Below are 18,186 nucleotides of genomic sequence, written 5' to 3'. Positions count from 1 at the left end.
GCAGCAGCGCGACTGCCGTCACGCCGCCCGCACCGGCGGAGCTCACCCAGTTCCCGCGAACGGCTGCAGCGCGCTGGCCAGATCGGATCGGACCTTGGCGCGGAGCCGGGTGCCGTCCGGGGTGTGCTCCTCGTCGACCACTTCGCCTTCGGCGTGCACCCGCGCGACCAGTTCACCCCTGGTGTAGGGCACCAGCGCGTCGACGAAGACGTCTGGTCGCGGCAACCGCTCGGCGATCGCCTCGCGCAGCGCCTCGATGCCCTTGCCGCTGTGCGCGGACACGAACACCGCGCCGGGCAACAGCTGACGCAGTTCCGCCATCCGAGTCGGGCCCACCGCGTCGATCTTGTTGACGACCAGCAGTTCCGGAGGCATCGCCGTCTTGTGGTCCGCGGCGATCTCGGAAAGCACCTCGCGCACCGCGGCGACCTGTTCGTGCGGCGCGGGATCGGAGCCGTCCACCACGTGCACCAGCAGATCGGCGCCGGTGACCTCCTCCAACGTCGAGCGGAACGCCTCGACCAGTTGGTGCGGCAGGTGACGGACGAAGCCGACCGTGTCGGTGAGCGTGTGGGTCCGGCCGTCCGGGGTGCTCGCCCGCCGGGTGGTCGGGTCCAGGGTGGCGAACAGGGCGTCCTCCACCAGCACCCCCGCGCCGGTCAGCGCGTTGAGCAGGCTGGACTTGCCCGCGTTGGTGTAGCCCGCGATGGCCACCCCGGCCACCGCATTGGCCTCCCGCCGACCGCGCTTGGTGCCGCGCACCGTGCGCATCGCGACGAGGTCCTTGCGGAGCTTGCTGATTCTCTTGTGGATGCGCCGTCGATCGGTCTCCAGCTTGGTCTCACCGGGACCACGGGTACCGACGCCGCCGTTGGCTCCGGCTCGGCCACCGGCCTGCCGGGACATCGCCTCACCCCAACCACGCAGGCGCGGCAGGAAGTACTGCAGCTGCGCGAGCTCGACTTGCGCCTTGCCCTCCTTCGACCGGGCGTGCTGGGCGAAGATGTCCAAGATCAGGGCGGTCCGGTCAACCACCTTGACCTTGAGCTTCTCCTCCAACTGCCGCAGCTGGCCAGGCGAGAGCTCGCCATCGCAGATGACGGTGTCCGCGCCGGTGGCCACGACGATGTCGCGCAGTTCGCGGACCTTGCCGGAGCCCACGTAGGTACCGGGGTCGGGGCGGTCGCGGCGTTGGATGATGCCTTCCAGCACCTGCGAGCCAGCCGTTTCTGCCAGCCGCGCCAGCTCGGCCAGCGAGGCATCGGCGTGCGCGGCGTCGCCGTCGGTCCAGACCCCGACCAGCACGACGCGTTCCAGGCGGAGCTGGCGGTATTCGACCTCGGTGATGTCCGCGAGCTCGGTGGACAGCCCGGCGATCCGCCGCAGCGACGCGCGGTCTGCGAGTTCCATCTCGCCCGTGGACGGTTCCGCAGTGAGGATGGGTTCGAATTCGTCGGCATCGACCGCATCGCGGTCGAGCTCGGCGGACCAGGTCAAAGAATTTTTCATATCAGTGTCATTGTCCCACGGGCCGCGACCCAATTTCACGCCTCGCGCCTGCCATGACCCGTTTGCGCTGGTGCGGTGCGCGTCAGCGGTGACCCGCCTGAACTCGGGGGCCAGCGGCGCCTTCGCGGCGGCAAGGGCGGACAGACCGAACGCCACCAGCCGCTTGAACATCGGCGCCCGTACCGCTAGGGCTGCTGCCACCAGGTCGGGTCGAGGTGTCCGCGGGCGACGAGCACGGCCGGGCCGGTCAGCGTGGAACTCGTCGCGGTGATCTCGACCTCGACGACGCCGCCCGGGACGTGCACCACTCGGCGGCCGGTATCGGCACCGGACGCACGCAGTGCGGCCACGGTGGCGGCGACCGTGCCGGTGCCGCAGGAGCGGGTTTCGCCGACGCCGCGCTCGTGGACGCGCATCTGCACGTGGTCGTCTCCGAGCGGCCGGACGAATTCGATGTTCACGCCGTTCGGGAACAGGTGGTGGTCGTGCGGTGGCGCGGTCGTCAGGTCGAGCTCACCGAGCTCGACCGTGCCCACGCAGGCCAGGTGCGGGTTGCCGACGTCGACGGCGACCCCGGCGAAGGTCTGGCCGGAGGCGCTGGTGGTCGACTCGCCGAAGATCTTGGCCGCACCCATGTCGACCGTGACCCGACCGTCGTCGTGGATCCGGACCGCCCGAACGCCCGCACGCGTTCCGACCAGCAGCTCGCCTGGTGCGGCCAGCCCCGCGTCGACGAGGTAGCGGGCGAACACCCGCACACCGTTGCCGCACATCTCGGCGATCGAACCGTCGCCGTTGCGGTAGTCCATGAACCACAGGTCCGCTGGCACGTCGGCCGGGGCATCCTCCAGCGCACCCGTACGGATCACCCGCAGCACACCGTCCGCACCCAGCCCGCGATGCCAATCGCACAGCGCCCGCACGCGTTCGTCGGTGAGCGTCAGCGCACCTTCCGGGTCGGGCAGGATGACGAAGTCGTTCTGGGTGCCGTGGCCCTTGACGAACTCGGGGCCCTGGGAGGAATCCACGAGGCCAGTCTACGTAGTCAGCAACGTCCGAACGTCGGACACCAGGTCCGGATCGGCGGCGTCGAACCAGTGGATGCGCGCGTCCCGGCGGAACCAGGAGCGTTGCCGCCGGACGAAGCGGCGGGTGAGCTTCGCGGTCTCGGCCGCAGCGGCGGCCATGTCGCCCGCGCCGTCGAACTCGGCGAGCACCTGTTGGTAGCCCAGTGCGCGGCTGGCGGTGCGGCCGTGCCGGAGCCCTTCCTTCTCCAGCCGCCGGACCTCGTCGACCAGGCCGGTGTCGAACATGCGGGTAACCCGTCGGTCGACGCGGTCGTCGAGGTCCTCGACGGGGCGGTCGAGGCCGATCAGCACCGCGTCGTAGCGAGGTGGTCCGGGTTCGGGCAGGTTCGCCGAGAACGGCCGACCGGTGATTTCGATGACCTCCAGCGCCCGCACGATGCGGCGCCCGTTGCTGATCAGGATCGCTTCGGCAGCCGCGGGGTCGAGGTCCGCCAGCCGCCGGTGCAGTTCGGCCGGGCCGATTCGAACCAGTTCCTGCTCGTACTTGTGCCGCACCTGCGGATCGGTGCCGGGGAACGACAGGTCGTCGACGACCGCCTGCACGTAGAGCCCGGAGCCGCCGACCAGCACCGGGGTTCGGCCGCGGGCGAGCACATCTTCGACGGCGCAGCGCGCCTGCCGCTGGTAGGCCGCGACGGAGGCGGTTTCGGTGACGTCCAAGACGTCGAGCAGGTGGTGCGGGATGCCGCGGCACTGCGCTGGGGAGAGCTTCGCCGTGCCGATGTCCATCCCGCGGTACAGCTGCATGGCGTCGGCGTTGATCACTTCGCCGTCGAACTCGGCGGCGAGCTCGACGGCGAGGTCCGACTTGCCGGTGGCGGTGGGACCGACGATCGCCACCAGGTGCGAAAGGGACGACGACACCCTTCGACCCTAGTGCCTGCTCTTGATCTTGCTTCCGAACCAGCGCGACCGCTCCGAGTTCACTCGACAGGGCGAGGTGAAGGGCACCTTCCACCAACTTACTTGGTGAAAGGTGTCCTTCACCCCTCATCCGAACGGAGCGGGGTGTGGGGCAGGTCGGGGGTGTCTGGTCCAGGTGGCTGCGTGGTACGTGACGCCGAATGGGGTGGCCGAGTACAGCAGGTCGCCGTGCCAGGTGCCGCCGGAAGCCGCCACGACGCCGGGTAGGACTTGCAGCGCGGCACGGCCGTCGACCCCGAGTTCCGCACACGCATCCGGTTGCAGGGCGAGCAGTCCGGCCGGGTCGGCATCGGCGAGCGCGGTGCGGATCCGCTCGTCCACCGGCTTGGCTCGCACATCGGGCGGGTACGGCGAACGCTCGTCCGACCTGTTGGTGCCGTCAGCCAGCACCAGCAGGCCCACGTCCTCGGCGGCCAGCACCGTGCCGAGCTGCTGGCATTCGTCGGTGGGGGTGTCCGGGGCCAGCAGGTGCATCGTCACCACGCGCACATCTGATTGCTCACGCAACCATCCGGCGATCAGCGCTGGCAGCGGCAGCAGCGGATCCGGGGGACTCGGGGTGGTGCCGCCGAACGTCACCCGAACGTCGACGCCGAATCCCTCGAAAGTGCCCACAGTGTTCGGTCCGAGCGTCAACGGTCCCGATTGATCTACGCCAACGGCCACCCATTCGGCGGCGGAGTCAGTCAGACTGGACACGGCGCGCAGACAGGCGCCCCGCAGACGTTCGGTTTCCGCGTCGGCCCGCACGGTCAACGCAGGAACCAGCAACGGCGGGTACGGCACCACGGCGACACGGGTGATCACACCTGTGCACGGTAGAGGTCACGGGCGAGTTGGCTGGAGCAGGGAGCCGCAACCAGCGGCGGCAGGAGATGGCGCGGGATCGTTGCCGCCCCCTGCTCGCTGCAACCGGACAGGTGCCTGATGACAATGAAGTCGTGCAGGTCACGCGTTCGGTTCAGGCGCTGCGCCGTGGTGTTCGCCGACTCGTCGGCGCGTCGATTTCGCGACGGAGTACCCATTCACGCCCTGACCTGTTTGAATGCGCCAGCGGAGGCCGGACCGCGGAACGGTTCGGGTCGACGTTTGCTGGGCCCCGCCGATGCGGGGCGCCCGTGCCGGACACGGGCATCGGAGCGGGCACGCAAGGAGGAAGCCGGCCATGACGCACCAGGACACGACCCCCGAGGCGGTCGCCAACAAGGCGGCCGTGGACTCGACCAGCAGCACCACCGGGTCCCGCACGGTTGCGCCCGCAGTACCGACCGCTTCCACCGATCCCGCCAAGTGGGGTCGAGTGGACGTCGACGGCACGGTGTACGTGCGCACGGCCGACGGCGAACGGGCAATCGGCTCCTGGCAGGCTGGTGACCCCGCCGAAGGGCTGGCCCTCTACGCGCGCAAGTTCGACGACGTGCTCACCGAGGTCGAGCTGCTGGAGACCCGGCTGGGCACCCATGCTGGCGAGCCGAAGCACACCCTGACCAGCGCCAAGCACCTGCAGGAGTCGCTGACCGATGCCGCGGTGATCGGCGATTTGGCGGCGTTGAGCGCCCGGATCGAGCACCTGGTGGCGCAGGCCGAGCAGGCCGTCGAGGGCGCCAAGCACGAGAAGGAGCGGGCTCGGGCGGACGCGGTCGCGCACAAGGAGGCGCTGGTCGCCGAGGCCGAGGAGATCGCCAACGAGTCCACGCAGTGGAAGACCGCCGGCGACCGGCTGCGCGAAATCCTCGACGAGTGGAAGAAGATCCGCGGCGTCGACCGCAAGACCGACGAGCAGTTGTGGCGCCGGTTCTCCAAGGCCCGGGACGCCTTCAGCCGCCGTCGGGGCTCGCATTTCGCCGAACTCGACCGCCAGCGCGCGGCGTCCAAGGCCCGCAAGCAGGAGCTGGTCGACGAAGCCGAGGCGCTGACCGAGTCCAACGACTGGGGCGAAACGGCGAACCGCTACAAGGAGCTGATGGCGGAGTGGAAGGCGGCCGGCCGCGCGCCGAAGGACAGCGACGAGGCGCTTTGGCAGCGCTTCCGCAGCGCGCAGGACCGGTTCTTCAGCCGCCGTTCCGAGGCGTTCTCCGAGCGTGATGCGGAGTTCGCGGAGAACGCGAAGCTGAAGGAGGAGCTGCTGGTCGAGGCCGACCAGATCGATCCGTCGGCAGATCTCAAGGCGGCGCAGGCGCATCTGCAGCGCATCCAGGAGCGGTGGGACGCGATCGGCAAGGTGCCTCGGGAGCGGATGCGCGAACTGGAGGGCAGGTTGCGCACGGTCGCTGACCGAGTGCGTTCGGCCGCCGACGCGCAGTGGCGGCGCACCGACCCGGAAGCGCAGGCCAGGGTGGACCAGTTCCGCGACCGGGTGGAGCAGTTCGAGGCGCAGGCCGAGAAGGCGCACGCGGCCGGTGATGACCGCCGTGCGAAGCAGGCAGAGGCGCAGGCCGCGCAGTGGCGGGAGTGGCTGGCCGCTGCGGAGCAGGCGATCGCCAGCCGGTAGCCGAGGCTCGCGGGTGGTCGTTCCAGCGACAACCGGGATTCTCGCTCACGAGGCGCTCAGTCCAGTGGCGTGAGCAGTCTGCCGCGCAGGGCCGCCAGGTCGCCGTCGGTGCAGCCGCCGGAGCGCAGGTGCTCCTCGGCGTCGAACGAGTCGAGCGTCGCGTGCAGCACCTCGTGGGCAGTGGTGCCGTGTTCCGCGAGTGCCGCTTCGATCAGCGGTTCCTGGTCGGGCCAGCCGAGCCTGCTGAACAGCGGCCGCAGTCGATCATGGCTGAGCAGGTGGTCGGCGATGATGTCGTCGACCGCTACCCCAGCGAATGCCAGCAGCACGAGCGTGATGATCCCGGTGCGGTCTCGGCCCGCGGTGCAGTGCACGAGGACCCCGCCGGGTTCGGCTTGCGCGATCGTGGCGACGACCTCGGCGGTGCGCTCCGGGAAGCGGTCCAGCAACGGTCGGTAGTACAGCGGCGTGCCGTGCAGCCGCCTGCCCCAGTAGCCCCAGAACTCGGTGTCGTCGACGGGGTTCAGCGGCAGTCGCAGGCTGGTCAGCCCCGCCGGACGCGATGCCGAATCCGAGAGCGCCTCGCCGTCGGTCAGGTCGATGACGGTGCGCACACCGTGCTGCCACAGCTGGTTCCAGCCGGTTTCGGTCAGGAAGGCCGGGGTCGCGGACCGCACCACCGCACCCCGGCGGATCCGCTGGCCCGCCGCAGCGGGCAGCCCACCGAGATCGCGAACGTTGTAGCCGCCGTCCCACCGGAGATCTCGTGACATGCCCGGTACGACGCGCGAACCAACGATCAGGTTGTCTGCTCGGGATGAGCAGAACGAGTTCCACGACACTCGAACCGCAGCCGCTCGGCCCGTGCACCCAACCGCGGCACCGCTGCGGGTTCACTCCGATGGGGACGGGTGAAGGGCACCTTTCACCAAGTTAGTTGGTAAAAGGTGCCCTTCACCTCTCACTCGAATGAATAACGGGGCTTCCTGGGATCAAGTGCGGGACCAGACGATGCGCATCCATTGGACGGCCAGCACCGCCATGCAGAGCACCGCGAGCACCAGGCCGATCGACGGGCCCGCGCTTCCGCTGGTCTGGCGCGACCAGATCGCGACCAGGCCTTCGAACGACACCACCACGCCTGCCAGCCCGGCCAGGAACGCGACCACCCAGCGCCGGGTGATCAGGGCCAGGGCACCGAGACCGATGCCCACGATCGTCGAGTTGATCGCGAACAGCCGCGGCAGCAGGCCGATCTTCAGCTGCGGGTCGGTCTCCCCGGTGAGCACCTGCCAGCCCGCCGCGCCGTCGACCCACGGCAGCACCGAGCACAGCACGAGCACCAGGATCACCGAGGCGATCACCAACGCGCGCGAGCCCGGGTCGAACCGGCGCAGGATCTCCCGCTCGCTCCTGGCCAGTTCGCGGCGCGACATCTCGTCCGGTTCCTCCACGCCGCTCAACACGCACACCCCTGCTGCGCGACGGGCTGCCTGGGCGGGCTGCCGAACGACGGCAGTCCGAGGCTGACGCCGGAGGTCTTGGGCCGCACACCCGCTTCCCAGTGATCACCCGCGGTGGTGCGGCGGTGGCCGCTGATGTCGGTGTCGGCGACCAAGTGGTGCGGTGCGGCTCGGGTGATCGTGGTGTGCACGACGTCGCCGGGCCGGATCTCGCCGTTGATCGCGCCGGTGGGGGTGAAGTGCACCAGCCGTCCGTCGCGGGCCCGACCGGACAGCCGGTGCGTCGCCGCGTCCTTGCGCCCCTCGCCCTCGGCGACCAGCAGTTCCACCGGGCGGCCGATGAGCTCCTTGTTCTCCGCCCAGGAGATCTCGTTCTGCAGCGCGACCAGCCGGTCGTAGCGCTGCTGCACGACCTGCTTGGGCAGCTGGTCGGGCAGCTCCGCGGCGGGTGTGCCGGGCCGCTTGGAGTACTGGAAGGTGAACGCGCTGGAGAACCGGGCCTGCCGCACCACCTCCAGCGTCGCCTCGAAGTCCGCCTCGGTCTCGCCGGGGAACCCGACGATGATGTCGGTGGTGATCGCTGCCTGCGGCATCGCCTCGCGCACCTTGCCGACGATGTTCAGGTAGCGCTCGCTGCGGTAGGAGCGGCGCATCGCCTTGAGGATCCGGTCCGATCCGGACTGCAGCGGCATGTGCAGCTGCGGGCACACGTTCGCGGTCTCGGCCATCGCCTCGATCACGTCGTCGGTGAAGTCGCGGGGGTGCGGCGAGGTGAAGCGAACCCGTTCCAGGCCTTCGATTTCGCCGCAGGACCGCAGCAGCTTGCCGAACGCGAAGCGGTCGCCGAACTCGACGCCGTAGGCGTTGACGTTCTGCCCCAGCAGGGTCACTTCGAGCACGCCTTCGGAGACCAGCGCCTGCACCTCGGCGAGGATCTCGCCGGGTCGGCGGTCCTTCTCCTTGCCGCGCAGCGCGGGCACGATGCAGAACGTGCAGGTGTTGTTGCAACCGACCGAGACCGACACCCAACCGGAGTAGGCCGACTCGCGGCGGGCGGGCAGCGTGGACGGGAACACGTCCAGCGATTCGAGGATCTCGACCTCGGCCTCGTGGTTGTGCCGGGCGCGTTCCAGCAGCGTGGGCAGCGAACCGAGGTTGTGGGTGCCGAACACGACGTCCACCCACGGGGCCCGCTTGACGATGGTGTCGCGGTCCTTCTGCGCCAAGCAGCCGCCGACCGCGATCTGCATGTCCGGATTCTGGTCCTTGGCCGGGCGCATGTGACCGAGGGTGCCGTAGAGGCGGTTGTCGGCGTTCTCCCGCACCGCGCAGGTGTTGAACACGACTACATCCGCGGTGTCCGAACCGGCGCGCACGTATCCGGCGTCTTCCAGCATGCCCGCGAGCCGCTCGGAGTCGTGCACGTTCATCTGGCAGCCGAAGGTTCGGATCTCGTAGGTCCTGGTGCGCACCGTTCCACGGTAGCCCCTGGTCAGATCGCGGATTCACCCACCTGGACAGGCAGCGGTTGCGGTGTGGTCCAGGGGCGCGCCAAGATCGGCGCGAGCCGGGACGTTGACTCCGGTGTGTAACCCACTTGCAACATGTGTTCGTCTGTTCCGTCTGGACTATCCCCCATCGGGGGCTTAGGTTTCGGCCAACGAATCCAATTGAGGCGTTCAGGGGAGAACGAATGGCCGCAGCTTCCACGGACGTCCCGATGATCCGGATGTCCGCGGTCGACAAGTTTTTCGGCTCTTTGCACGTGCTGCGGGCGATCGATCTCGAAGTGCCCAGGGGCCAGGTCGTCGTGGTCCTCGGGCCGTCGGGTTCCGGCAAGTCGACGCTGTGCCGCGCGATCAACCGCCTGGAGCCGATCAACTCCGGCCGAATCGAAATCGACGGGGTACCGCTGCCCGCCGAGGGGCGTGCGCTGGCCGAACTGCGGGCCGATGTGGGCATGGTGTTCCAGCAGTTCAACCTGTTCGCCCACAAGACGATCTTGGAAAACGTGACGCTGGGCCCGGTCAAGGTCCGCAAGCAGAGCCGGGACGCCGCCCGCGAGGACGCGATGCGCCTGCTGGAGCGGGTCGGCATCACCGACCAGGCCGAGAAGTACCCGGCTCAGCTCTCCGGTGGCCAGCAGCAGCGGGCCGCGATCGCCCGCGCGCTGGCCATGAAGCCGAAGGTGATGCTCTTCGACGAGCCGACTTCGGCGCTGGACCCGGAGATGGTCAACGAGGTCCTGGAGGTCATGACCGACCTCGCGGCCGAAGGCATGACCATGCTGGTGGTGACCCACGAAATGGGCTTCGCGCGCCGTGCTGCGCACCGCGTGCTCTTCATGTCCGACGGCGAGGTGGTCGAGGACGCCACGCCGGAAAAGTTCTTCAGTGCGCCGAACAGCGACCGCGCCAAGGACTTTCTCGGCAAGATCCTCACCCACTAGGACCCACCTTCAGAGAGGGGCAAAGCGAGATGCAAGGCAAGAGGATCCGGTTGGTCACGGTGCTGGCGGCCACGCTGGCGCTGGCGCTGACCGCCTGTGGTGGTGGCGGGGGCAACCAGCTCGGCGGTGGCGGCAACGAGGTGCAGGTCGACCAGAACGCGCAGTTCGAGCCCGGCACCACGATGGCCAACCTGAAGCAGGCAGGCACCATCCGCATCGGCACCAAGTTCGACCAGCCGCTGTTCGGGCTCAAGGGCCTCGACGGCGTGCCGCAGGGCTTCGATGTGGAGATCGCCAAGCTCATCGCGGGCAAGCTCGGCATCCCGCCGGAGCGGATCCAGTGGGTCGAGGCGCCCAGCAAGACGCGTGAAGAAGTGATCGAGCAGAACCGGGTGGACATGGTGGTGGCCACCTACACCATCAACGACGCCCGCAAGCAGCGGATCAGCTTCGCCGGACCGTACTACCAGGCCGGTCAGGACATCATGGTCAAGTCCGACAACACGCAGATCACCGGCCCGGAGTCGCTGCGGCCAACTGGCGCGAAGGTGTGCTCGGTGATCGGCTCCACCCCGGCTGAGAAGATCAAGGAGTACGTCGACGAGTCCAACCTGGTGCTCTTCGACGTGTACTCGAAGTGCGCCGACGCGCTGCGCACCGGTCAGGTGCAGGCGGTGACCACCGACAACGTGATCCTGCTGGGGCTGGTGGATCAGAGCGGCGGCCAGTTCAAGATGGTGAACAAGCTCTTCACCCAGGAGCCGTACGGCATCGGCATCAAGAAGGGCGACGCGAAGTTCTGCGAGTTCATCGACCAGACGCTCACGCAGGCCAGCCAGGACGGCTCCTACGCGAAGGCCTGGCAGTCGACCGCGGGCAAGGTCGCCCCGGAAACCCCACCGCTGCCGCAGTTGGACCCCTGCAGCTGACCGATCGCGAGAAGGGCCTGTCGCTGAACTCGTCTTGAGTGGCGGAACCTCAGACGCCGTCTCGACTCCGGATCCCCGACATCGTGCATGTCCGGGCTGACCTCGCGAGACGGCGCCTGAGAACCCGCGGCGGTGCAAGTGTCGTAGGTGGGCCAGGGGCTTCGCCGCTTCGAAGACAGACCAAAGACAGACACTAAGAGGGTGCTGACCGCGACGGACGGCACCCTCATCGCTTGGCCGGAGTGAATCGTGCAAGTCATCATCGACAACCTTCCGCTGTACCTCAACGGACTCGTGCGCACGCTGAGCATCTGCCTGTACGCCGGTGTGCTCGCGCTGGTCATCGGCATCATCGCGGCCGGTTTCCGGGTGTCGCCGCTGCCGCCGCTGCGCGCCACCGGGACCAGCTGGGTCAACGTGCTGCGCAACTGCCCGCTGACCGTGGTGCTGTTCTTCATGGCCTTCGGGTTGCCCGAGCTGGGTATCAACGGCTCGTACTTCTGGTTCGGCACCATCGGATTGGCGCTCTACACCTCGGCATTCGTGTGCGAGGCGATCCGCAGCGGCATCAACGCGGTGCCATCGGGGCAGGCCGAGGCGGCCCGTGCCATCGGGCTCACCTTCGGCCAGTCGCTGTCGCTGATCGTGCTGCCGCAGGCGGTCCGCACGGTCGTTCCGCCGCTGGGCAACGTGATCATCGCGATGATCAAGAACTCGGCGATCGCCGGGGCCTTCGGCGTCGGCGGTGACCTGTTCTCGGTCGGCGACACGCTGACCTCGGCACGCGGACTGGACGCGTTGCCGGTGCTGACCGGCGTGGTCCTCGGTTATCTGGTGATCACCATCCCGGCCGGGCTGCTGCTCGGCGTGATCGAGCGGAAGGTGGCGATCGCCCGATGACGAACGCGGTGCTCTACGAGACGCCCGGCCCGGTGGCCAAGCGCCGTTCGCTGCTGGCCAGCCTCGGCGTCGGCGCGTTGCTGCTGGCCGTGATCGCTTGGGTGCTGGTGCAGCTCGGCGCGCAGGGCCAGTTGACCGCCGAGAAGTGGGGCCCACTGCTCGACCCGACCAACGGCACCTTCGTGCCGCTGTGGAACCTGTTGGGCCAGGGCCTGGTCGCCACGCTCACCGCCGCGGTGCTGGCCATGGTGTTCTCCTTGGTCATCGGGACGTTGCTGGCGATCACCCGGGTCGTGAGCGCGCCCTGGTACCGCTGGGGCGTGGTCGGGGTGGTCGAGCTGCTGCGCGGTGTACCCGTGGTCATCGCGGTCTTCTTCGCCTTCCGGGTGCTGCCCTCGTTCGGGCTCGACCTGTCCGCGATGTGGTTCCTCGTCATCGGCCTGACCGCGTACAACTCGGTGATCATCGCCGAGGTCGTGCGGGCCGGGATCCTGGCGTTGCCGAAGGGGCAGAGCGAGGCCGCGTACGCGATCGGGCTGCGCCGCAGCCAGGTGATGACCTCGGTGCTGCTGCCGCAGGCCTTCCGGGCCATGCTGCCCGCGCTGATCAGCCAGCTGGTGGTGATCTTGAAGGACACCTCGCTGGGCTTCATCGTGTCGTACGTGGACGTGGTGCGGCAGGCGCAGGTGATCATCCAGAACCTGAACAACCCGATCCAGACCTACTTCGTGGTCGCGGTGCTGTTCATCGTCATCAACTACGCGTTGGGCAGGCTGGCCACCTACACCGAGCGGCGACTCAGCCGCGCCCGCAAGGGCAAGCTCGCGACGGTCGAGCTCCAGGACTCCGGTCTGGCGGCGGGCAACTGACCGGATTTCTTCAAGCGGAGGGCACCTTTGACCTTGGTCGAAGGTGCCCTCCGCTCATCGTCGTACCTGGAGAAGATCGCCGTAGAAGGCGAGTACCCGCGTCAACGGACATCGGCCCCGGCGGACAGCGATGCCGAGGGCTTCGAACGCCCGCTGACGAACAGCGATGCGATGAACGCGAGCACGCCGATGCCGCCCGCGACCACGAACGCGGTCCGCAGGCCCGCGCCATCGGGGGTGCCGGACGGGTCGGCGGCGGTGAGGGAGGCGACCGTGACGAACACGGCGATACCGAACGCGCCCGCGACCTGCTGGAGGGTGGCCAGGATCGCGCTCCCATGGGAGTAGAGGTGGTTGGGCAGCGCACTGAGGGACTCGGTCATCAGCGGGGTCATCATCAGCCCCAGCCCGGCCATGAGCAGGACGTGGACGCCGATCACCACGGCCAGCGGCGATCCCGGTCCTAAGGCGGCGAACAGCCACAGCGACACCGCCATGGCCAGTGCGCCGGGGATCACCAGCGGGCGGGCGCCGAAGCGGTCGAACAGCCGTCCCACCGGACGCCCGAGCAGGCCGAGCACCAGTCCGCCAGGGAGCACGGCCAATCCGGTGACGAAGGTGCTGGCGTTGAGGACTGTTTGGAGGTAAAGCGGCAGCAGGATCGCCCCGGCACCCATCAGGCACATGAACAGCAAGGCGCCCAGGACCAGCGCGACGACGAAGTTGCGGTTGGTGAACGGCCGCAGGTCGAGCAGTGCGCGGTCGTAGCGCTGCAAGCGGACCTGGCGCGCGACGAACCCAGCGAGGGAGGCGACCCCGACCACGATCGGGAGCCACGGTGCCACCTGCCCGCCGGACTCCCCGATGGCGGACAGTCCGTAGAGGACGCCGCCGAAACCGACAGCCGACAGCGGCACCGAGAGCAGGTCCAGCGGCACCGACCGCGTGTCGCTGTCCAATCGCATCCAGACCGCCCCGAGTGCCAACGCGAGAACCGCCAGCGGCAGCACGATCCAGAACATCCAGCGCCAGCCCAGGAAAGCAAGCACCGCACCACCGATCGTCGGGCCCACGGCGGGAGCGACGGCGATGACGATGGTAATCGTGCCCATCGTCGCGCCGCGTTTCTCGGGCGGCACGAGGCGCATCACCGAGGTCATCAGCAGCGGAACCATGACCGCGGTGCCGCACGCCTGGACCACACGCCCCACCAGCAGCGCCACGAAGCCCGGGGCGAGCGCGCTGAACAGCGTTCCCGCGCTGAACAGCGTCAACGAGGCGAGGAAGACCTGGCGCGGGGTGAAGCGCTCCAGCAGGAAGCCCGTAATGGGGATGACCACTGCCATCGTTAACAGGAAACCGCTGGTAAGCCATTGCACGGTGGCCGTCGAGACGCCGAGGTCGACCGTGAGGTCGCGCAGTGCCACGCTCAGGATCGTCTCGTTGAGGATCATCACGAAGGCCGAGGCGACCAGCACACCGATCAGCACGGGGGCTTGCGGTGCTGTGGTGTCGCGGTCCGAGTCCGCCGTCGCGGTACTCGCGGAGTCGATCATGGTGGAGCGCACCTCGCAGAAGTGGGTCAGGCTCGACCGCCGGCGCGGACCGCCGTTGAGCACAGGGTTGGAATACCGAGTCTGCTTACCCGGCGGCGAGTCGGCACGTGTTTTTCGCGGAGAGCATGCGAACTCACACCGGCGGCACGGGGACCGTACTGGCATTGCGCCTCTGCTACTGGATCCGACGGTGCGAGCGCGATGGCCGTTCAGGACTCATCCGCGGGATCAGGGGTGAAGGAGCTTTCCCCGAACGGCGGCCGAGGTGGTGGGGTCGGTGCCGCGCCAGGCCACCACGTCGTCGGGGCGGAGCAGCAGCCCTTCCCCCGCGTGCAGAAAGTCGACGTCGAGCCGATGAACCGGGCGTCCGCCCTGCTGCCAACGCCGCGGATCGTCGGCCACCGCGAGTGCCCATCCAGGACCACCCAGATCCACTGTGGACAATGTGTGGTCGGCGTCCAGCCAGCGGTGTGGGATTCGGGTGCCGACGCGTCCGGCCGGTGCGAAATCGGTGACCGGCTCGACCTCTCCGCCCTCCGCCGGGCCGCCTACGAGCGCTCCGGCCGGGTCCTGGAATCCGCCCGCAGCCAGCACGAACGGGTGCGCCAACGTCGGATCTGGCGCGGCTGCGAGCGGCTGCTCGACTGCTCGGCGGTGAACCAGCCCGCCGGGCGGCGCTCGGTGTCGTAGCTGTCCAGCAGCGCGGGTGCAGCGCTCCCGGACAGCACTGCGGCGAGCTTCCAGCCCAGGTTGTGCGCGTCGGCAATGCCAGTGTTGGCGCCGCTGGCGGCGAACGGCGGCATGACGTGCGCGGCATCTCCGGCCAGGTGCACCCGCGCCTGCGAGTAGCGGTCGGCAACGAGCATTTCCGGTTGCCAGGCCAGGACGCTCAAGATCTCCAGGTCCGACGCTGGCACCCCGAGCGCCGTGCGCAGCAGTGTCGGCCAGTCGCGATCGACCTCGCCGCCCGGTGCCATGAACACCCACCGCAGCGGTGCGCCCCTACCTGGCGAGGATCACCGCCGAAGGCAAGTACCCGCACTACATCCGGTGGGTCAACGAACCGAATTGCCTGGCCGAAGTGGTGACCTTCGAACAACAACTGGAATGGCAACTCGACGGCCTGCAAAACCTCGCCGACACCAACCGAAAACCCCGCTAGCAACGCCCGCACCACCACGGGGTTCACACGATAAGGGCCAGGTGAAGGGCACCTTTGACCGACTAAGCCGGTCAAAGGTGCCCTTCACTCATCACCTGAACGGAGCACCAGCGCGGGAACGGGATGGGCGGCCCGGTTCTAGCGCGGGGTGGCTTTGACTCCCGCGGCGCCCAGGGTTGCGTCGTAGGCGCGCTGCCACGAGCCGTCGGCGACCGCGGCGTCCAGCATCCGTTGCAGCTCCGCGGCCAGCATCCGGTCATCCGAGCTGATCACCAGGAACCGTCCGCCGTTGGTGACCACGTAAGGCCCGACCGCCGCCAACTGCGCTGTGTCGGCCGTGCCGCCCAGCAGCAAATCCACGTTGCCCGCCGTCACCGCATCCCGCAGCAACGTCGGCGGCAGCAGCCGGAACTGCACCTGCTTCAGCGGATCGAGACCGATGCGCTTGGCCAGATCGCGGGCGATCTCGACGTCGAAACCCCGGTACTCACCGGCTTCGTCGCGGGTGACGAACTGCGGCGCATCCGCCCGCACCCCGACCAGCAGCAGGCGCCGCTGCCTGATCTTCGCCAACGTCGGTGAAGTGTCCAACTCCACCGAATCCCCCACCGACGGAGGCGCACTCGGCGGCGCCGGTGCGGTCGGAGCGGGCCGGTTCTGCGGCGGCAGCGCATTCGGCTCGGGCGGCGGACTCGACGCGCAACCCGACAACACGGCGAGCGCGGACACCACCGCAGCGATCACGCGAATCCGCATGGCCCCTCTCCTCACTGCCGAACCAGCACCCATGATCGCGCACCCGGCACCGTGCCCGGGACCCGGATTCCCGCGCAGCTGTATCGATTTTGAAATCCAGACCGCACCCATTAGTGTGACTGCCGTCATCAGGCGCCAACGTCGTCGCCCGCATTTCAGGCAACACTCCCGGAATCGAACATGGCGGAATCGAACATGGCGGAGGCGAGCATGGCGTCGGCAATGCAGCACGTCGTCGAACAGGTCACCCAGCGCATCACCGACCGCAGCGCCGGAACCCGCACCGCCTACCTCGACCGCATCCGAGCCGCCGCGGCCGTCGGCCCAGCCCGCACCGAACTGCCCTGCAGCAACCTCGCGCACGGCTTCGCCGCATGCAGCGGCCCAGACCGGCTCGCGGTGCGCGGCGCCACCAAGCCAGGCATCGCGATCGTGTCCGCGTACAACGACATGCTCTCCGCGCACCAGCCCTACGCCGAATTCCCGGCCTGGATCAAGGACGCGGTGCGGGAAGCCGGTGGCGTCGCGCAGTTCGCCGGTGGCGTGCCCGCCATGTGCGACGGCATCACCCAGGGGCGCACCGGCATGGAACTGTCGCTGTTCTCCCGCGACGTCATCGCGATGGCCACCGCGGTAGCGCTCTCCCACGAGATGTTCGACGGCGCACTGCTGCTCGGCGTGTGCGACAAGATCGTGCCCGGCCTGCTCATCGGCGGGCTGTCCTTCGGCCACCTGCCGACCGTGCTGGTGCCCGCCGGGCCGATGCCCTCCGGGCTGCCGAACCAGGAGAAGAGCCGCATCCGGCAACTGTTCGCCGAAGGCAAAGCCAGCCGCGAAGACCTCCTGGAAGCCGAGTCAGCCTCGTACCACTCGCCCGGCACCTGCACCTTCTACGGCACCGCCAACTCCAACCAACTGGTCGTCGAAGTCATGGGCCTGCACCTGCCCGGATCGAGCTTCGTGCCACCCGGCACCCCGCTGCGCAAAGCGCTCACCGAAGAAGCCGCCCGCCGCGTCGTCCAAGGCGACTCGGACCACACCCCGATCGGCGAGATCGTCGACGAACGCGCCATCGTCAACGGCGTGGTCGCGCTGCTGGCCACCGGCGGCTCCACCAACCACACCCTGCACCTGGTCGCCATCGCCGCAGCCGCCGGTATCGAGTTGACCTGGGACGACTTCTCCGATCTATCCGCAGTCGTGCCCTCGCTGGCCAAGGTCTACCCCAACGGTTCTGCCGACATCAACCACTTCGCCGCCGTCGGAGGCGTGCAAACCCTCGTGGGCGAACTGCTCGACGCGGGCCTGCTGCACCACGACGTCAAAACGGTCGCTGGCCCCGGACTCGACCGCTACCGCCAACAACCGTTCCTCGAAGACGGCCAACTCGTGTGGCGGGACGCACCCGCGAAGAGCCTGGACCCGGACGTGCTGCGCGGCGTCGACGACCCGTTCGCACCTGACGGCGGCCTGCGGGTGCTCGACGGCAACCTGGGCCGATCGGTGATCAAGGTGTCCGCGGTCAGCGACCAACACCGCGCCGTGACAGCCCCAGCCCGGGTCTTCGACGACCAGCACGACTTCTCCACCGCATTCCAGGCCGGTGAACTCGACCACGACGTCGTGGTGGTGATCCGCAACCAAGGCCCGCAAGCCAACGGGATGCCCGAACTGCACGGACTGACCCCCGCGCTGGGCGTGCTCATGGACCGCGGCCACCAGGTCGCACTGGTCACCGACGGCCGGATGTCCGGCGCGTCCGGCAAAATCCCGGCAGCCATCCAATTGACCCCGGAAGCCAGCGCAGGCGGTCCGCTGGCCCGCGTCCGCGACGGCGACGTGATCCGGCTGGACGCCGACCGCGGCACACTCGAAGTGCTGGTACCCGACGACGAACTCGCCACCCGCGAGGACGCACCCGCCAACCGGGGCGCGCAGTTCGGCACCGGCCGCGAGCTGTTCGCCGCATTCCGACAGGCGGTCGGGCGCGCCGACCGCGGCGCCAGCGTGTTCACGCCCCTGCAGGCGCAACCCGCCGACGTGCCAGCATGACACCGAGGACCACCGCCGCAAGGCACTCGGCAAGCACC

At 68.8% G+C, this 18,186-nt stretch carries 18 protein-coding genes; 7 read left to right on the top strand and 11 right to left on the bottom strand.

Annotated features, from left to right (window positions below; all coding sequences use genetic code 11):
• Positions 1-42: 42 nt before the first annotated feature.
• The 4 genes from hflX to ACTWQN_RS15475 form a co-directional block, all read right to left on the bottom strand.
• Entirely contained in the window at positions 43-1,410 is a 1,368-nt protein-coding gene (gene hflX / locus ACTWQN_RS15490) for a GTPase HflX (protein ID WP_443204315.1), read from the bottom strand.
• A 284-nt stretch (positions 1,411-1,694) separates the two neighbouring features.
• Complete coding sequence (gene dapF / locus ACTWQN_RS15485; protein ID WP_443204165.1) at positions 1,695-2,537, bottom strand: diaminopimelate epimerase; 843 nt, start codon at positions 2,535-2,537, stop codon at positions 1,695-1,697.
• A gap of 9 nt (positions 2,538-2,546) precedes the next feature.
• Positions 2,547-3,461: a tRNA (adenosine(37)-N6)-dimethylallyltransferase MiaA gene (gene miaA, locus ACTWQN_RS15480; protein WP_443204164.1), complete on the bottom strand. Its 915-nt coding sequence runs from the start codon at positions 3,459-3,461 to the stop codon at positions 2,547-2,549.
• A 126-nt stretch (positions 3,462-3,587) separates the two neighbouring features.
• Positions 3,588-4,328, bottom strand: a complete 741-nt coding sequence (locus ACTWQN_RS15475; protein WP_443204163.1) for a class III extradiol ring-cleavage dioxygenase family protein — start codon at positions 4,326-4,328, stop codon at positions 3,588-3,590.
• A gap of 358 nt (positions 4,329-4,686) precedes the next feature.
• Between ACTWQN_RS15475 and ACTWQN_RS15470 the strand changes: the two genes are divergently transcribed.
• On the top strand, positions 4,687-6,012 hold the full coding sequence (locus tag ACTWQN_RS15470; protein WP_443204162.1) for a DUF349 domain-containing protein: 1,326 nt from the start codon (positions 4,687-4,689) through the stop codon (positions 6,010-6,012).
• A gap of 56 nt (positions 6,013-6,068) precedes the next feature.
• Here the strand turns inward: ACTWQN_RS15470 and ACTWQN_RS15465 are convergent, their stop codons facing one another.
• From ACTWQN_RS15465 to miaB, 3 genes are all read right to left on the bottom strand, one after another.
• Positions 6,069-6,785, bottom strand: coding sequence for a tyrosine-protein phosphatase (locus ACTWQN_RS15465; protein ID WP_443204161.1), 717 nt, complete (start codon positions 6,783-6,785; stop codon positions 6,069-6,071).
• 219 nt (positions 6,786-7,004) lie between these two features.
• Positions 7,005-7,466, bottom strand: a complete 462-nt coding sequence (locus ACTWQN_RS15460) for an Rv2732c family membrane protein (protein ID WP_443204314.1) — start codon at positions 7,464-7,466, stop codon at positions 7,005-7,007.
• A gap of 5 nt (positions 7,467-7,471) precedes the next feature.
• On the bottom strand, positions 7,472-8,947 hold the full coding sequence (gene miaB / locus ACTWQN_RS15455; RefSeq protein ID WP_443204160.1) for a tRNA (N6-isopentenyl adenosine(37)-C2)-methylthiotransferase MiaB: 1,476 nt from the start codon (positions 8,945-8,947) through the stop codon (positions 7,472-7,474).
• A gap of 248 nt (positions 8,948-9,195) precedes the next feature.
• On the opposite strand from miaB, the gene ACTWQN_RS15450 reads away from it, so the two are divergent.
• The 4 genes from ACTWQN_RS15450 to ACTWQN_RS15435 all read left to right on the top strand — a co-directional run bounded on the left by ACTWQN_RS15450 (position 9,196) and on the right by ACTWQN_RS15435 (position 12,622).
• Complete coding sequence (locus ACTWQN_RS15450; RefSeq protein ID WP_443204313.1) at positions 9,196-9,924, top strand: amino acid ABC transporter ATP-binding protein; 729 nt, start codon at positions 9,196-9,198, stop codon at positions 9,922-9,924.
• Positions 9,925-9,953: 29 nt separating this feature from the next.
• Positions 9,954-10,853: a glutamate ABC transporter substrate-binding protein gene (locus ACTWQN_RS15445; RefSeq protein ID WP_443204159.1), complete on the top strand. Its 900-nt coding sequence runs from the start codon at positions 9,954-9,956 to the stop codon at positions 10,851-10,853.
• 249 nt (positions 10,854-11,102) lie between these two features.
• A complete protein-coding gene (locus ACTWQN_RS15440; RefSeq protein ID WP_443204158.1) occupies positions 11,103-11,753 on the top strand; it encodes an amino acid ABC transporter permease in 651 nt (216 codons plus the stop codon).
• On the top strand, positions 11,750-12,622 hold the full coding sequence (locus ACTWQN_RS15435) for an amino acid ABC transporter permease (protein WP_443204157.1): 873 nt from the start codon (positions 11,750-11,752) through the stop codon (positions 12,620-12,622). Before ACTWQN_RS15440 ends, ACTWQN_RS15435 begins: the two co-directional genes overlap by 4 nt.
• 101 nt (positions 12,623-12,723) lie before the next feature.
• On the opposite strand, the gene ACTWQN_RS15430 is transcribed toward ACTWQN_RS15435, so the two are convergent.
• The 3 genes from ACTWQN_RS15430 to ACTWQN_RS15420 form a co-directional block, all read right to left on the bottom strand.
• The gene (locus ACTWQN_RS15430) at positions 12,724-14,178 is read right to left on the bottom strand and encodes a DHA2 family efflux MFS transporter permease subunit (RefSeq protein WP_443204156.1); all 1,455 of its coding nucleotides are present in this window, start codon (positions 14,176-14,178) and stop codon (positions 12,724-12,726) included.
• 228 nt (positions 14,179-14,406) lie between these two features.
• Positions 14,407-14,772 carry an aromatic-ring hydroxylase C-terminal domain-containing protein gene (locus tag ACTWQN_RS15425; protein WP_443204155.1) on the bottom strand — a complete coding sequence of 122 codons (366 nt, stop codon included), beginning with the start codon at positions 14,770-14,772 and terminating at the stop codon, positions 14,407-14,409.
• Positions 14,727-15,155: an FAD-dependent monooxygenase gene (locus ACTWQN_RS15420; protein WP_443204312.1), complete on the bottom strand. Its 429-nt coding sequence runs from the start codon at positions 15,153-15,155 to the stop codon at positions 14,727-14,729. The genes ACTWQN_RS15425 and ACTWQN_RS15420 overlap by 46 nt, the downstream gene beginning before the upstream one ends.
• 17 nt (positions 15,156-15,172) lie before the next feature.
• On the opposite strand from ACTWQN_RS15420, the gene ACTWQN_RS15415 reads away from it, so the two are divergent.
• On the top strand, positions 15,173-15,340 hold the full coding sequence (locus ACTWQN_RS15415; RefSeq protein ID WP_443204154.1) for a hypothetical protein: 168 nt from the start codon (positions 15,173-15,175) through the stop codon (positions 15,338-15,340).
• Between the two features lie 138 nt (positions 15,341-15,478).
• Here the strand turns inward: ACTWQN_RS15415 and ACTWQN_RS15410 are convergent, their stop codons facing one another.
• A complete protein-coding gene (locus tag ACTWQN_RS15410; protein ID WP_443204153.1) occupies positions 15,479-16,096 on the bottom strand; it encodes a transporter substrate-binding domain-containing protein in 618 nt (205 codons plus the stop codon).
• A 210-nt stretch (positions 16,097-16,306) separates the two neighbouring features.
• On the opposite strand from ACTWQN_RS15410, the gene edd reads away from it, so the two are divergent.
• The gene (gene edd / locus ACTWQN_RS15405) at positions 16,307-18,148 is read left to right on the top strand and encodes a phosphogluconate dehydratase (RefSeq protein WP_443204152.1); all 1,842 of its coding nucleotides are present in this window, start codon (positions 16,307-16,309) and stop codon (positions 18,146-18,148) included.
• The last annotated feature ends 38 nt before the right edge of the window (positions 18,149-18,186 follow it).

Source organism: Saccharopolyspora antiqui, assembly GCF_052246905.1.
Classification (GTDB): Bacteria; Actinomycetota; Actinomycetes; order Mycobacteriales; family Pseudonocardiaceae; genus Saccharopolyspora.
The sequence above is the reverse complement of the archived record's forward strand: the minus strand, read 5'-3'. Positions and strand labels throughout refer to the sequence as shown.

Coding starts and splice junctions, on each gene's coding strand:
- ACTWQN_RS15435 (WP_443204157.1), top strand. CDS start 11,750: ATGACGAACGCGGTGCTCTACGAGACGCCCGGCCCGGTGGCCAAGCGC.
- ACTWQN_RS15465 (WP_443204161.1), bottom strand. CDS start 6,785: ATGTCACGAGATCTCCGGTGGGACGGCGGCTACAACGTTCGCGATCTC.
- ACTWQN_RS15445 (WP_443204159.1), top strand. CDS start 9,954: ATGCAAGGCAAGAGGATCCGGTTGGTCACGGTGCTGGCGGCCACGCTG.
- ACTWQN_RS15430 (WP_443204156.1), bottom strand. CDS start 14,178: ATGATCGACTCCGCGAGTACCGCGACGGCGGACTCGGACCGCGACACC.
- ACTWQN_RS15470 (WP_443204162.1), top strand. CDS start 4,687: ATGACGCACCAGGACACGACCCCCGAGGCGGTCGCCAACAAGGCGGCC.
- ACTWQN_RS15450 (WP_443204313.1), top strand. CDS start 9,196: ATGATCCGGATGTCCGCGGTCGACAAGTTTTTCGGCTCTTTGCACGTG.
- ACTWQN_RS15410 (WP_443204153.1), bottom strand. CDS start 16,096: ATGCGGATTCGCGTGATCGCTGCGGTGGTGTCCGCGCTCGCCGTGTTG.
- hflX (WP_443204315.1), bottom strand. CDS start 1,410: ATGGAACTCGCAGACCGCGCGTCGCTGCGGCGGATCGCCGGGCTGTCC.
- edd (WP_443204152.1), top strand. CDS start 16,307: ATGGCGTCGGCAATGCAGCACGTCGTCGAACAGGTCACCCAGCGCATC.
- ACTWQN_RS15420 (WP_443204312.1), bottom strand. CDS start 15,155: ATGGCACCGGGCGGCGAGGTCGATCGCGACTGGCCGACACTGCTGCGC.